The sequence below is a fragment of the Bacillus cereus group sp. Bc010 genome (genome assembly GCF_027716745.1).
Classification (GTDB): domain Bacteria; phylum Bacillota; class Bacilli; order Bacillales; family Bacillaceae_G; genus Bacillus_A; species Bacillus_A pacificus.
Genome location: NZ_JAQFUY010000006.1, coordinates 46,737 through 59,872, shown reverse-complemented (window position 1 = coordinate 59,872; position 13,136 = coordinate 46,737). Strand labels below are relative to the sequence as shown.

Below are 13,136 nucleotides of genomic sequence, written 5' to 3'. Positions count from 1 at the left end.
TGACATTATAACTTAATTTTCTGATTATTGGAGGTTGTTATGAAATATATCGTTATAAAATCATATGTTAGCAATTATCCTGATCCAATTCGCTTAGAAGAGGGGGATGTAGTGAAAATGATAGAGAGTTACGATGGTCCTGAAAATTGGGAAAACTGGATGTTTTGTCACGAAGAGAAATATGACCGGAAAGGGTGGGTTCCGGAGCAAATTATAATGAAAAATACAACTGATGTAGGAATCATTACGAAACAATATACTGCCAAAGAATTAAATGTAAGTATTGGAGAAAGATTGATTGGATTAGAAGAATTGAATGGATGGGTTTGGTGTGAAAAAACAGGTGGTGAGGATGGCTGGGTACCGAAGGAAAACTTACAAAAATATTAGTAATACTATTTGGTCATTAATATAGGAAACATATTTTTAGTTTATGAGTATATTGGTTGTAGGGTGAAAAATAGATTAATAGAGAAAGAGGAGATTATTATAACTACAACCGTTATTTCTCATTTTTATAACGAAGAGTATTTATTACCGTGGTGGCTTGCTCATCATACGAAGTTATTTGATCATGGCATTTTAATTAATAAAGGTTCAACAGATCGTTCCGTTGAAATTTGTAAAAAGTTCGCGCCGCACTGGGAAGTACGAGATTCTGCAAATCCAGAATTTGATGCATTAGCGACAGATCATGAAGTAATGAGGGTGGAACAAGAAGTAAAGGGATGGAAAATGATTTTAAATACGACTGAGTTTCTTTGTGTGCAAGATAAAAATCAGTTTTGGAAATCACTAAATGAATTGGGAGGAAGGATGTATTGGCTGGAAGGGCTTATTATGGTTGATGATCCTAACTACAATTATCCGGACCTTAACTTTGGTATACCTTTAATGAAGCAGCGATTTCACGGTTATTTACCAGAAGAATGGCCGTTATGGAGAAGAGGTAGATTTATTCATAATCATGAACACGGAAGTTATACGGTTGGAAGACATTTATCTGCACATGAATCTATGATTTATCCGCCTCTTGCTTGTATATTATGGTTTGGGTTTAGCCCGTGGAACGATGAGATGAGAAAGAGGAAATTACAAATTGGTCCGACCCTTTCTGAAGCTAGTAAGGATCGGGGGATGGGTACACACCATATTATTACGCCGGAAAGATTAGAAGAATGGTATAAGGAATTAGCAAGAGGGACGAAGGATTTACGTTTTAGTGATGCGTACCGTTATGCTTTTGTATAAATGATTCCCACCATGAAATTGTTTCTTCGATTCCTGTATTTAGATCGTATGTCGGTTTCCAGTTTACTTCAGTTTTTAAACGCTCTACATGAACGCCGACAAATAAAGGTTCATCTTTAGAGAAAGGGATTGCACCCAGTTTAATTAAATGCTCTTTTCCTATCTTTGTCCCAATGATAGATGCTAATTCTTTAATTTGTACAGATTGACCAGAAGCGATATTGATTGTGCCTGTAACGTCGTGTTCTAATATCGTTACGAGAGCATGAGCGACGTCGCTCACATGGAGGAAATCTCTTGATTGTTTTCCATGTGTACATAGTGCTTCCTCATTTTTTAATAAAGAAGTGATAATGTTAGAAACGAGCCGATTCCCCTGTTCGTGAGGGCCATACATATGAAAAATACGGCCCCAACACATGCTGAGGCCTGATTGCTCAGCGTACGTTTGTAGCCAGGAGTGTAGTGCGTTTTTACATAATGAATACGGTGTTTTATAGGAAAGAAGCGGTGAATCTTCAAATAGTACGCCGTTAAACCATTCATACTCTGCGCCGGTGCCGGCAACAACGACTCGCTTTCCGCCGCATGTTGTGAAGTGTTGAATCAATGAGATGCTGGATGTAAGCCAATAGTAATTATTGATAGATACATAACACGCTGGCGGCACTGCTTCCCAAGCTAAATGAATGAGATGACTAGGCTTCATGTCGTAAATGAGTTTTTTACTTCTTCATCGCAAAGTAAGTTGACTTTATGCCAATGGCAAGAAAGATGGGAAGGCTTATTTGTATTGTAAGTGGCGTGCACTTCATAGCCCTTTTGAATAAGAGAATGTACAACATATTTACCAATCCATCCGCTACCGCCTGTTACAAGGATTTTTTTCATGGCTCAATTACCTCAACTTCTGGTATTGTTACTAAAAATTTGCCGCCCCACTCACGAATGAAAGAGCATTCTTTCATAATCTCGTCTTTTAAATTCCAAGGAAGTATAAGAATGTAATCAGGTTTTGTACGTTTTATTTCTTCTGGAGATTTTATTGGAATGCGGGTTCCTGGTAGAAGGAGATTTTGTTTATGAGGGTTTTTATCTACTGTATAAGCTAGAAATTCTTTTCCTATCCCGCAATAATTTAAAAGGGTGTTTCCTTTAGCTGGCGCACCGTAACCGATAATTTGTTTGTTTAAAGCTTTCGCTTCTATAAAAAACTGTAAAATATTTATTTTCAATTGTTCGATGCGTTTAGAAAAAAGGAGATAACAATCTAATGTATTTAGCCCGTGATCTACTTCTTTTTGGATTAATTTTGTAACACTAGAATGGATAGTTGATTCGTCACTATGATGTTTTACAAAAATACGTAAGGAACCACCGTGCGTTGCAAGTTCTTCTACATCGACAATTTGTAAATGATGGTGAGCTAAAACTTTTTGCAGGCTTATAAGTGAGAAATAGGAGAAGTGCTCATGGTATATCGTATCAAACTGTTTAAAGGATATGAGATTTAATAAGTGCGGGAATTCAATTGTTATTGTTCCGTCTTGTTTTAATAACGTTTTTAAACCTGCCACAAAATCATGTAAGTTCGGAACGTGTGCTAATACGTTATTAGCGATGATTAAATCTGCTTGCGGTAATTTTTTTGCTAAGTCGTTGCTGAAAAAATTCACTTCAGTAGGGATTCCTTTTTGGATAGCGATTTCTGCTACATTTTTTGCTGGTTCAATTCCTAACGTTTCGATATGTTCTTTTTGAAAGTATTGTAATAAGTACCCGTCGTTACTCGCGATTTCAACAACCTTTGAATGTTTCTTTAAGCGGAAGCGCTTAATCGCCATTTCTACATATTGTTTAGCATGCAGTAGCCAGCTTGATGAGTAAGAGCTAAAGTATAAATAGTCATGAAAAATATTGTGCGGAGATTCAAATTCATCTAATTGTACGAGTAAACAAGAGTGACAAACAAATGTGTGCAATGGATAAAATGGTTCCATTTTATATGAGTTTTCTGGAGAAACAAATGAGTTAGCGAGAGGAGAAACACCTAAATCTAAAAAAGTGTTGCTGAGTAATGAGTGGCAAAAACGGCATTTTTTCTGTTCCATTTTATAGCCCCCTTATAAATTTTTGAATGCATCGATTTGTTGTCGCGTGAAAGATTCGATATTTTCACCAGATGCATATTTTTTGTACCAATCAACAGTCCAAGTGATAGCCTTATCTGTTGATAACTTAGGAGTCCAGCCGAGTTTAGTTACTGCTTTTGTACTATCGAGTGTTAAAACAGGCGATTCATAAGGAGTGTTTGTAGAGGGGGAAGTGATTGTTAGTTGTTTATTCCATAATTTTATTACAGATTGAATGACATCGTGAACGGTTCTGTTAGGTTCGTTCAACGGGCCGAAATTCCATGCTTCTGCATATTCAGCGTCTGTCCAAAGTTTTTCAGCTAAAAGGATATAGCCGTGTAAAGGATCTAATACGTGTTGCCACGGGCGAATAGCATTTTTGTTTCTAATCGTTAATGTACCATCTTGTAAATATGCACGAATGACATCTGGGAATAATCGGTCTTCTGCCCAATCCCCACCGCCGATGACGTTACCTGCTCTTACTGAGGCAAGGTTCTGAGTGTTAGTGTGGAAGAATGATTTTTGATAGGATGTTGCCACTAGTTCAGCGCAAGCTTTACTAGCACTATAAGGGTCGAAACCTCCTAGTCGGTCACTTTCCACGAATGCCCGGTTACCGCTCCCGTCATTTTCATAACATTTATCACTTGTAACATTAATGATGCCACGTATACTTTCTATATGTTTTGCAGCTTCTAATACGTGAACAGTGCCTAAAACATTCGTTTTAAATGTTTCGATAGGATTTTTGTATGAAGTGGTGACGATTGGCTGGGCAGCTAAATGAAATAGTATGTTAGGGTTATGATGTTTTAGGGCGTGGAATAAAGAATCGTAATCTGTAATGTCGCCATGAATTGTTATGCACTCTTTTGCTACGTTACATTGTTCAAAAAGATTAGGAATCGATGGGGGGTGAGAAGAAAAGCCAACTACTTCTGCACCTAAAGAAGTTAAGAAAAGGGTGAGCCAAGAGCCTTTAAATCCAGTATGTCCCGTAATAAATACTTTTTTCTTATTCCAAAAAGATGAAGAAGCCATATTACCAAACCTTACACGGAGCGTTATTACTTTCCCATAGCTCGACTAATTTATTTTTATCGCGCAATGTATCCATCGGATGCCAAAAACCAGTATGTTGATATGCTGATAGTTCGTTTTTGTTTACTAACTGAACTAAAGTGTCTGTTTCAAAAACAGACTTATCTCCACTAATGTAATTGAAAACTTCAGGGTTTAAAACGAAAAATCCACCGTTAACCCATCCGCCATCCCCGAGTGGCTTCTCTTGAAAAGATGTTACAGACTGTTTATCTAATATGAGAGAACCGAATCTACCAGGAGGTTGTACGGCGGTAACAGTTGCCATTTTTCCATGTTTTTTATGAAATGCAATAAGTTCTTTTATATTTACGTTACTTAATCCATCACCATAAGTGAGGCAGAAAGGTTCGTCTCCAACAAAATTTTGAATTCTTTTCACTCGTCCTCCCGTTTCGGTATTTACACCAGTATCGATTAGTGTAACTTTCCACGGTTCTACACGATGAGAATGGCTAGTAATTGTATTATCTCTTAAATGTATCGTGAAATCTGACATGTGTAAGTTGTAGTTTAGAAAGAATTCTTTAATCGCATATCCTTTATAGCCTAAGCAAATAATAAATTCAGTAATACCGTAATGGCTATACAAACTCATAATGTGCCATAGAATAGGTTTTGTTCCAATTTCAATCATAGGTTTCGGCTTTAAATGTGTTTCCTCCCCAATCCTTGTCCCGTATCCACCAGCAAGAATAACAGCTTTCATTTTTTCCTCCTAAAATAAAAATTTATAATATATACAGTATTCATATGAAATACAAATGGTATGGTTTTTAGCTAAGTGTGTAAAAATGTGTGGAATATGATAGGGTGAGAAATATTAAGGTTTGAATTTAGGGAATAATTGTTGGTATTCAGGGTGGTTACGAAGATCTTGGGTTGTGCTACTAAGCTCTAAAAATCGAGTTTCGAGTTGCTCAGGGGACTGACCATAATGTGTTTGAAGTCCCATTCGAACGCCCTTTTTTGAAAGGGTAGGTGTAATTTGTAATTTTCTTGCCTTTGTATGTTCGTTCCAAGGGCTAAAATAAAATTTGAAAATGAATGAAGGAGAGTTATAAACGATAGGTTGGTGCCGAGAAAAATGTCTGCCTGGTAAATATGCACCATCAAGATGGTTGTGTATAAATCTCCAGGCACAGCCGGTTTCTGGTTTATAAGGAAAGAGCCCGTGATATCGTTGTTCTACTAAAGGAATGGAGTATCTTAGTTTTGAATAATTGTAATCATGCTTGTCAATCATGACAATCATTCTAATCGCATACATATTTTGGCCTAACGTATGAAGTGATGAGAAAAATTCTTCTACATTATTACAACAAAGAAATTCTGTAGTATTTAATACCATCTTCCAACCTGAAACTTCTCTTTCAATTTCCATTACTTCAATGTCAGTATTAGTGGGATCGAATTCAAGAAATCTTGAATCTCGTACTTCCCAGTGGGGAGCAAATAATTTGCAAATCTCTACGGAACGATCTGTAGAACCTCTATTAATTAAAATACCGTGATCGAATATTTTTGTGTGATGCATAAGCCATCATGGTAATAAATACTCCTCGTTATAAAAGTGAGAGATAACTGTCCTAGTGATTTTAATCTCCTCCAATTGCATAAATAATGATTGTATTTCACTATTATTATCATATGTTTTACAGTAAGAAAGGTTGAAAGGAACGGGGAATTCCATTTTCCTATTTTAGTATCAGTATATCGAAAAAACAGCAATCTAACTATATAGATAGAGTTATAGCTTGTGAATATACTACATACTTAGATGTGTGTGAAATTGTGTATAAATTATGAATAGTAAACCGTCACGTTTGACTGTACAGTTTATGTATTGTATGATGTTAGTAATATAAACAAGGGGGGAAGATCGTTGGGAAGGTGTATCGAATCGGACAGTTGGCTCTCATGGCTCACGTGTCGAAACGAACGATTGATTATTATACGAATCTAGGTATCTTAAAAGCGGAGCGATCTCAATCTAATTATCGCTATTACGACGAAACAGCAGTTGAGACATTACAATTTATTGAGAAGTGCAAAGAAATGCATATGCCGCTTTGTGAGATTAAAGAGAAAATCGAGGAGAAGAAGAAGCTGCTCGGTATCAATGAACACGTTTCGAAACAAGTGAATGAAGTGACAGACCATATTCATCGATTAGAAGCAGAGTTAACAGAGTTAAAGCCGCTTTTAGATGGATTGACTGATTCACAACGTGAAAAAATATCGAAATCTTTATCTGGTCAAACGACAGCTTTAATACAGACACTTGCTCTATTATTATAGAAAAAGTGAAATCCGACCTCTTTAATTTTTGTATCGGGCTATGTTTTCTAAGAAAGAAATAAGAAAACATTATAGTATACAGGAGGTGGACACCTTAGTTTTTTAACTAAGGGGATTCATTGGAAATATTTAATTTAGTCATGGTTGCGATTTTAATCGCATTTACTGGATTTTTCGTAGCAGCTGAGTTTGCGATTGTAAAAGTACGTTCAAGTCGTATTGATCAGCTTGTTGCAGAAGGAAAACGCGGTGCTTTAGCAGCGAAAAAAGTAACAACAAATTTAGATGAATATTTATCTGCTTGTCAATTAGGTATTACAGTTACAGCTATGGGATTAGGTTGGTTAGGTGAACCGACAATTGAAAAGTTATTACACCCGTTATTTGAGAAATGGAACTTAAATCCTTCTATTTCATCAGTATTAACATTTGGTCTTGCTTTTATGATTATGACGTATTTACACGTTGTAGTAGGAGAATTAGCTCCAAAAACGATGGCAATTCAAAAGGCTGAAAGGGTAACGTTATTATTGGCGGGTCCATTAATGATGTTCTATAAAGTGATGTATCCATTTATTTGGGTATTGAACGGTTCAGCGCGTGTTGTAACTGGCTTATTCGGTTTAAAACCAGCTTCAGAACACGAAGTAGCTCATACAGAGGAAGAATTACGCCTTATCCTTTCAGATAGCTATGAAAGTGGCGAAATTAATCAGGCTGAATACAAGTATGTAAATAACATTTTTGAATTTGATAATCGTATTGCAAAAGAGATTATGGTACCGCGAACAGAAATCATTGGTTTCTATCTGGAAGATTCAGTAGAAGAACACATGAAAGTAATCCAAAATGAGCGATACACACGTTATCCGATTTTTGGAGAAGATAAAGATGATATTATCGGTATGGTCAACGTAAAAGATTTCTTTATTCGATATATGACCGAGGATCAAAAAGATTTATCATCAATTCGCTCGTATATGCGTCCGATTATTGAAGTGATGGAAACGACTCCAATTCACGATTTATTACTTCAAATGCAGAAGAAGCGAATTCCGATGGCTGTTTTATATGATGAGTACGGAGGGACAGCTGGAATTGTAACGCTTGAAGATATCTTGGAGGAAATCGTCGGCGAAATTCGTGATGAATATGATGAGGATGAAGCACCACCAATTCAACATGTGAACGAGCAACATATCATTGTTGATGGAAAAGTGCTTATCTCAGAAGTGAAAGATTTATTTGGATTACACATTGAAGAAGATGATGTGGATACAATCGGTGGATGGATTATGATGCAAAATCATGAAATCGAAGAAGGACAACACGTTGAGGCGGAAGGTTATGAATTTAAAGTGTTAGAAAAAGACGCTTACCAAATTAAACGTGTTGAAATTCGTAAGATGGAAGAGGAACAAGAAGAAGAGAAAGCAGCAACTGTGTAGGTTGCTGCTTTTCTTCTAAAGTACAAAAAAATGAGAACTTAGGAGCGGATATTTTGATTCAAGAAGCCTTACGTGTATATCGATTACAATTGTATGTGATCTTTAGTGGTTTACTACTTATGTGGACGATTACTCCGTTTGGAAAACAAGTAACAGGGTTTGGTATCGGATTAGCTGTAAGTGCATATTGCCTTTGGTTATTAGCTCGCAGAGTAGAGAAACTCGGGAAAAGTATCGTAATGAAGGAAAAGGCTCCAGGATTAGGAGTTTTAAACCGATTTGCAGCTGCCATTTTAGGAGCTATCATCATGTATGAAATTGAACATGAAATGGAAATGTGGGCATTCGGTACAGGTATTTTAGGTGGTCACTTTTTAATGATTGCGAATTTAGCTTATGCAAATATGCAGGTAGTGAAAGAAGAAGAGAAGAAAAGGGAACATGCTTCGAAAAACATAGAGCTATGATGAGAGGGACCTAATGGGTTCCTTTTTATTTTATTGATATGATACAAATAACCAAATTAACGACAAATATAATACGCTTCTTTTTTACGTTTTTCAATAGTATGAAAAATAATAAAAAAAAATTTAAAAACCCATCGATTTCTAAAGGTTATGTATGTTATCATGACAAAAGACTTTTTGAAAGAGGTGGATACCAATGTTACAAGCGCTACTTATTTTTGTGCTTCAAATTATTTACGTTCCCATTTTAACAATCCGTACGATTTTGCTTGTAAAGAATCAAACAAGATCCGCTGCTGGCGTAGGATTGTTAGAAGGAGCTATTTACATTGTCAGTTTAGGTATTGTGTTTCAAGATTTATCAAATTGGATGAACATCGTTGCCTATGTCATTGGCTTTAGTGCGGGACTGTTATTAGGCGGTTATATAGAGAATAAATTAGCAATTGGTTATATTACGTATCAAGTTAGTTTACTAGACCGTTGTAATGAATTAGTAGATGAGTTACGCCACTCTGGATTTGGCGTTACAGTATTTGAAGGCGAAGGTATTAATTCAATACGTTATCGCTTAGATATCGTCGCAAAGCGTTCTAGAGAAAAAGAACTGTTAGAAATTATTAATGAAATTGCACCGAAAGCGTTTATGTCTTCTTATGAAATTCGTTCATTTAAAGGCGGATATTTAACGAAGGCGATGAAGAAAAGAGCGTTAATGAAGAAGAAAGATGAACATGCATCTTAAAAAAAGAGGAGTAGTGCTGCATGAAAAGCGCAGTATAAGTCCAAATGTAAAAGGGAGGAATCTATTTTGATGTAGATTCCTCTCTTTTCTATTGTTAATTGAAAAACTAAATCGTATAATTATTTTTTCTGCTCATCCTCAAATTAATAATTAGCCATATAACTTGAAAAAATACCGGTATGATAAACGCGATTAATAAAACGATAAGTGATATGGATTTAATTTCGGGTGTTTGAATAACACCAGCACCATCAACATCTCGTAGCCAAATAATAGCGGCCCATATTCCAAAAACGATAATCCAAAATATGTTACCGATCCACCAAGAAATCCATCGTTTTTTCATGTTAGTACCCCTTACATTTATCCACTGTTATTTATAATGAAACAACTTTAAAATTAGTTTTTAACCGTATATCTAACTTGTTTAAAGGTAACTATTTCTCCATCATTATGATCATCTTTCGTTTGCAAAAGTTGAACTTTAGGTTTGTAGTCTGTCCTATGAGCGTGTTCGATATCTTTAATGTTAAGCTTGTAGGATTCACCATTTTTTAGCTTTTGCTCCAACACTTTTTTATTAGCGACATAAATAAAAGTTACTTTATTTTCATCAATACCTTCAGTCTTAATTTCTAATTCATTATCTTTTGTTGTAATCGTTGGTGTTAATAATGCCATACTGCCGTTTCCGGTTTCTAAAGAATTTTCTGCAATAGCTGAACATCCGGATAATATGATTCCGGTGAATAGAAGAACAATTAATTTCTTTTTCATAACATCCCCCCGATTCTATGTAATTTTTGATTTTGGCATTGTTAGACTGCTAGTGTGGAGCGTAAATGTTTAGCTAGTACTCTTTTGATTGTACCATAATATGTAAATCAAATTTAAGGGAGATTGAAAAGTTTACTTATTGTTGAGTATCAATATTTTTCTAGTAGGTATATATCTTCTTTAGAGCGCTCTTTTTTTATATTTAAAATATGAAGTGAAATAAAACCAATAAGTCCTATTCCCCCGAAAATAAGCCATGGTGTATACATTCCGTTTAATTTGGATTTAAACCATGTACCGGTATAATTACCGATGATAAAACCAAATGCGAGTGATAATTGATAAAATCCGAAGAAAGTAGCTGTATATGATTCATTACTGTAATTTGCAATAGCGATATCAGCGTTAGGTAATACGAGTGTTTCACCAATTGTAAAGAAAATTACACAAATAAATAGCCAATATGGGTGTTGAAATAAAGGGATGAGTAAAAAGGAAATACTCATTAATAAAATACCGTATTTAATAAATGAAAGCGTGTTGTATTTGTGAAAGAGTTTTCGAAATAACACCATAAATATGACGCCTGTTATTGCATTTATCGTAATGACTAATGTAGCAAGCTGATTGCTATTACTAATGTTTTTCATATGAAGTGGAAGTGCGACAGTAAGCTGAGTAAACATAATATAGAAGAAGATCATGATAAATGAAAACAGAAGGAAAGACTTGTTTTGTAAGATAGTCTGTATTCCTAATGCAATAGACGTACTTTCAGTAGTGACTTGGAAGTGGTTTTTAAGTAAGTAAAAGATTAAAGCAAATAACAGCATAAGAGATCCTGTTAGAGAGAAAGCATAGATTGGATCGAGTAAGAGTAAGAACCCTCCTGCAATTGGTCCGATTATTGCACCGCAATTAAAGCTGAGGTTTAAATATGTAAATAAATTTTTTCGCAAATGAGCTGGCTGTGAGCCAAATATAGCGCGCACAGCAGGTTCGTAAAATGCAGTTCCGAAGCCAATAAGTGCAGAAGAAATAGAAACTGTATAGAAATCAGAGCATATTCCTAAAGCGATAAATCCGATTCCTCTTAAAAATAATCCGGCTATCATCATAATGATATAGCCTATTTTTTCAGCAATTAAACCTGAGAATAAAGGGATAACCCGTGATGTAATTATTATAACTGTCAACACTGTTCCGACTTGAAAAGTTGAAAAATGAAGAAAGCTTAATAGATAAATAGCTAAAAATGCGTATACTGCAAAATACCCAAAAGACATAAAAAATGAAGAAATAAGCATGAAACGTATCGGTATTGAGAAACTTTTCATAAAACCCCTCCTAATTATGCAACCAGTAAAATCATTTGATGGTTAACTATTTTATACTATAATTATACACAAAGTCAGAAAAAAGTAAATTTTAAGAAGAAGGTGAATGGAATTGAGCCAAAACGCACCAAACGAATTAGAGTATATTCGAGAATTTTTAAATACATGGAGAATACCAAACGATACGAGAGAAGCAATTGATTTGCTGCAAACAGAAGAGGATATAAAGCTCTTTATGAAAGAATATTTTCATGAAGAGTTTCCATTTCATACGATAGAGGAATTAAAAAGTTTTCGAGAAGATATTCGGATGACAATTGAAGGAGAAGGATCGTTGCAAAAGTGGTTAGAGAAATATCCATTTCATGTATATATAAAGGAAGATATGAAAGGTATTACGTATGAACCGATACATGAAGAAACTGTATATACAAAAGTATTAAGCATTGTTTTAATAGCAGTTCAAGAAAATTTATGGGGGAGGTTAAAAGCATGTCCAGATTGCCGCTGGGTATTTTATGACAATTCACGAAATGGAAGTAAAAGATGGTGCGGTATGTATGCTGGAGAAGAAGGAGGAAGAGCATGTGGAACAATCGCGAAAGTAAAAAATTACAGGGCGAAGAGAAAAGGGAGATCGGGTTATAATGTCTAATTTATATTATGGGGAAGAAAATTGGATGGGGGAATGTAGCATATGAAAGGTACGCAAATGTTAGCTTTAAATAAAAAGTGTTGGGATACAGTTGCACCATATTTCTTTCAAGTGGATTGTTTACCGAAATATGGTCCTTATACGGCGTCTGAAGATGAAATTCATTTGTTCGATTCAATTAAAGGTAAAAAGGTACTTGATATTGGATGTGGGAGTGGGCATTCGTTGCAATATATGGCTGAACATGGCGCTGAGGAAGTATGGGGGCTTGATCTTTCAAGTGAGCAAATTAAAACAGCGAATGAAACGTTAAAGAGTTGGGATTCAAAGTTAATATGTGGAGCAATGGAAGAAGAAGGGGATATACCGAAAGATTATTTTGATATTGTATACTCCATTTATGCATTAGGATGGACTTCGGATTTAAGAAAAACGTTGGAACTGATATATTCATATGTAAAGCCAGGAGGAAGCTTTGTTTTTAGCTGGGAGCATCCCGTATATTCAAATTTACAGTATGGTACAGAAGAAATTGTTTTCAAGTCTTCTTACCATGAGGAAACTCCTATTACGTTTGAAACATTTAAAGGAGAGGATGTACAAGCGACATTATATAAGAGAAAAATAAGTACATACATAAATGAGTTACATAGAGCCGGATTTACAATTGAGAGAATAGAAGAGCCTGAACCATCGAGCTCGTTTGATGAAGAACTAGCTGAGCCGTCTACGAAATATTATTCTTTGCATAAGGCTAGAATGGTGCCAACTACTTTTATTATTAAGGCGAGAAAGTAAAGTGTTTAATAAAAAGAAGCCTATCATTTCAAATGAATGAAATGATAGGCTTCTTTATTTTTTAAAAAATGAGGTCAGCTGTATACTTTTCTTATAAAAATGCATTTCATATAAAAGG

General features: G+C 35.3%; 15 protein-coding genes and 1 pseudogene. 8 read left to right on the top strand and 8 right to left on the bottom strand.

The genetic code is table 11. The annotated features are described in order from the left end of the window. The first annotated feature begins 39 nt into the window (after nt 1-39). A complete protein-coding gene (locus PDQ68_RS09840; protein ID WP_061183596.1) occupies nt 40-390 on the top strand; it encodes an SH3 domain-containing protein in 351 nt (116 codons plus the stop codon). 63 nt (nt 391-453) lie between these two features. Then, entirely contained in the window at nt 454-1,251 is a 798-nt protein-coding gene (locus PDQ68_RS09835; RefSeq protein ID WP_061183595.1) for a glycosyltransferase family 2 protein, read from the top strand. Here PDQ68_RS09835 and PDQ68_RS09830 read toward each other — a convergent pair. From PDQ68_RS09830 to PDQ68_RS09810, 5 genes and pseudogenes are all read right to left on the bottom strand, one after another. Continuing rightward, nucleotides 1,220-2,142, bottom strand: a pseudogene (locus PDQ68_RS09830) (NAD-dependent epimerase/dehydratase family protein). The gene PDQ68_RS09835 and the pseudogene PDQ68_RS09830 overlap by 32 nt on opposite strands. Next, nucleotides 2,139-3,362 (bottom strand): class I SAM-dependent methyltransferase, encoded by a 1,224-nt coding sequence (locus PDQ68_RS09825; protein WP_000435751.1) that lies wholly within the window; start codon nt 3,360-3,362, stop codon nt 2,139-2,141. Before PDQ68_RS09825 ends, PDQ68_RS09830 begins: the two are co-directional and overlap by 4 nt. A 12-nt stretch (nt 3,363-3,374) precedes the next feature. Beyond that, a complete protein-coding gene (rfbG, locus tag PDQ68_RS09820; RefSeq protein WP_061183594.1) occupies nt 3,375-4,430 on the bottom strand; it encodes a CDP-glucose 4,6-dehydratase in 1,056 nt (351 codons plus the stop codon). A 1-nt stretch (nt 4,431) separates the two neighbouring features. Further along, on the bottom strand, nt 4,432-5,199 hold the full coding sequence (rfbF, locus tag PDQ68_RS09815; RefSeq protein ID WP_270786669.1) for a glucose-1-phosphate cytidylyltransferase: 768 nt from the start codon (nt 5,197-5,199) through the stop codon (nt 4,432-4,434). Nucleotides 5,200-5,313: 114 nt separating this feature from the next. After that, nucleotides 5,314-6,027: a glycosyltransferase family 2 protein gene (locus PDQ68_RS09810; RefSeq protein WP_270786668.1), complete on the bottom strand. Its 714-nt coding sequence runs from the start codon at nt 6,025-6,027 to the stop codon at nt 5,314-5,316. A gap of 356 nt (nt 6,028-6,383) precedes the next feature. Here PDQ68_RS09810 and PDQ68_RS09805 point away from each other — a divergent pair, with 356 nt between their 5' ends. From PDQ68_RS09805 to PDQ68_RS09790, 4 genes are all read left to right on the top strand, one after another. Then, nucleotides 6,384-6,791, top strand: a complete 408-nt coding sequence (locus tag PDQ68_RS09805; protein ID WP_000285644.1) for a MerR family transcriptional regulator — start codon at nt 6,384-6,386, stop codon at nt 6,789-6,791. A gap of 119 nt (nt 6,792-6,910) precedes the next feature. Beyond that, nucleotides 6,911-8,239: a hemolysin family protein gene (locus PDQ68_RS09800; protein WP_000402269.1), complete on the top strand. Its 1,329-nt coding sequence runs from the start codon at nt 6,911-6,913 to the stop codon at nt 8,237-8,239. Between the two features lie 53 nt (nt 8,240-8,292). Next, nucleotides 8,293-8,706 (top strand): ATP synthase subunit I, encoded by a 414-nt coding sequence (locus PDQ68_RS09795; RefSeq protein WP_000613878.1) that lies wholly within the window; start codon nt 8,293-8,295, stop codon nt 8,704-8,706. 196 nt (nt 8,707-8,902) lie between these two features. Next, nucleotides 8,903-9,451, top strand: a complete 549-nt coding sequence (locus PDQ68_RS09790; protein WP_000938438.1) for a DUF2179 domain-containing protein — start codon at nt 8,903-8,905, stop codon at nt 9,449-9,451. Nucleotides 9,452-9,557: 106 nt separating this feature from the next. Here the strand turns inward: PDQ68_RS09790 and PDQ68_RS09785 are convergent, their stop codons facing one another. From PDQ68_RS09785 to PDQ68_RS09775, 3 genes are all read right to left on the bottom strand, one after another. Continuing rightward, nucleotides 9,558-9,797 carry a DUF3923 family protein gene (locus tag PDQ68_RS09785; RefSeq protein WP_000747680.1) on the bottom strand — a complete coding sequence of 80 codons (240 nt, stop codon included), beginning with the start codon at nt 9,795-9,797 and terminating at the stop codon, nt 9,558-9,560. A 53-nt stretch (nt 9,798-9,850) separates the two neighbouring features. Further along, nucleotides 9,851-10,228, bottom strand: coding sequence for a hypothetical protein (locus tag PDQ68_RS09780; RefSeq protein ID WP_016718092.1), 378 nt, complete (start codon nt 10,226-10,228; stop codon nt 9,851-9,853). A 149-nt stretch (nt 10,229-10,377) separates the two neighbouring features. Further along, nucleotides 10,378-11,565 (bottom strand): MDR family MFS transporter, encoded by a 1,188-nt coding sequence (locus PDQ68_RS09775; RefSeq protein WP_061183592.1) that lies wholly within the window; start codon nt 11,563-11,565, stop codon nt 10,378-10,380. A gap of 112 nt (nt 11,566-11,677) precedes the next feature. Between PDQ68_RS09775 and PDQ68_RS09770 the strand changes: the two genes are divergently transcribed. Further along, nucleotides 11,678-12,220, top strand: a complete 543-nt coding sequence (locus tag PDQ68_RS09770; protein WP_061183613.1) for a CGNR zinc finger domain-containing protein — start codon at nt 11,678-11,680, stop codon at nt 12,218-12,220. 42 nt (nt 12,221-12,262) lie between these two features. Then, nucleotides 12,263-13,018 carry a class I SAM-dependent methyltransferase gene (locus PDQ68_RS09765; RefSeq protein WP_016718090.1) on the top strand — a complete coding sequence of 252 codons (756 nt, stop codon included), beginning with the start codon at nt 12,263-12,265 and terminating at the stop codon, nt 13,016-13,018. Nucleotides 13,019-13,136: the final 118 nt, after the last annotated feature.

What these genes read in the sequence shown, in the direction of transcription:
- PDQ68_RS09840 (WP_061183596.1), top strand. Translation starts at nt 40, where the DNA reads ATGAAATATATCGTTATAAAATCATATGTTAGCAATTATCCTGATCCA.
- PDQ68_RS09825 (WP_000435751.1), bottom strand. Translation starts at nt 3,362, where the DNA reads ATGGAACAGAAAAAATGCCGTTTTTGCCACTCATTACTCAGCAACACT.
- rfbG (WP_061183594.1), bottom strand. Translation starts at nt 4,430, where the DNA reads ATGGCTTCTTCATCTTTTTGGAATAAGAAAAAAGTATTTATTACGGGA.
- rfbF (WP_270786669.1), bottom strand. Translation starts at nt 5,199, where the DNA reads ATGAAAGCTGTTATTCTTGCTGGTGGATACGGGACAAGGATTGGGGAG.
- PDQ68_RS09810 (WP_270786668.1), bottom strand. Translation starts at nt 6,027, where the DNA reads ATGCATCACACAAAAATATTCGATCACGGTATTTTAATTAATAGAGGT.
- PDQ68_RS09790 (WP_000938438.1), top strand. Translation starts at nt 8,903, where the DNA reads ATGTTACAAGCGCTACTTATTTTTGTGCTTCAAATTATTTACGTTCCC.
- PDQ68_RS09785 (WP_000747680.1), bottom strand. Translation starts at nt 9,797, where the DNA reads ATGAAAAAACGATGGATTTCTTGGTGGATCGGTAACATATTTTGGATT.
- PDQ68_RS09780 (WP_016718092.1), bottom strand. Translation starts at nt 10,228, where the DNA reads ATGAAAAAGAAATTAATTGTTCTTCTATTCACCGGAATCATATTATCC.
- PDQ68_RS09775 (WP_061183592.1), bottom strand. Translation starts at nt 11,565, where the DNA reads ATGAAAAGTTTCTCAATACCGATACGTTTCATGCTTATTTCTTCATTT.
- PDQ68_RS09765 (WP_016718090.1), top strand. Translation starts at nt 12,263, where the DNA reads ATGAAAGGTACGCAAATGTTAGCTTTAAATAAAAAGTGTTGGGATACA.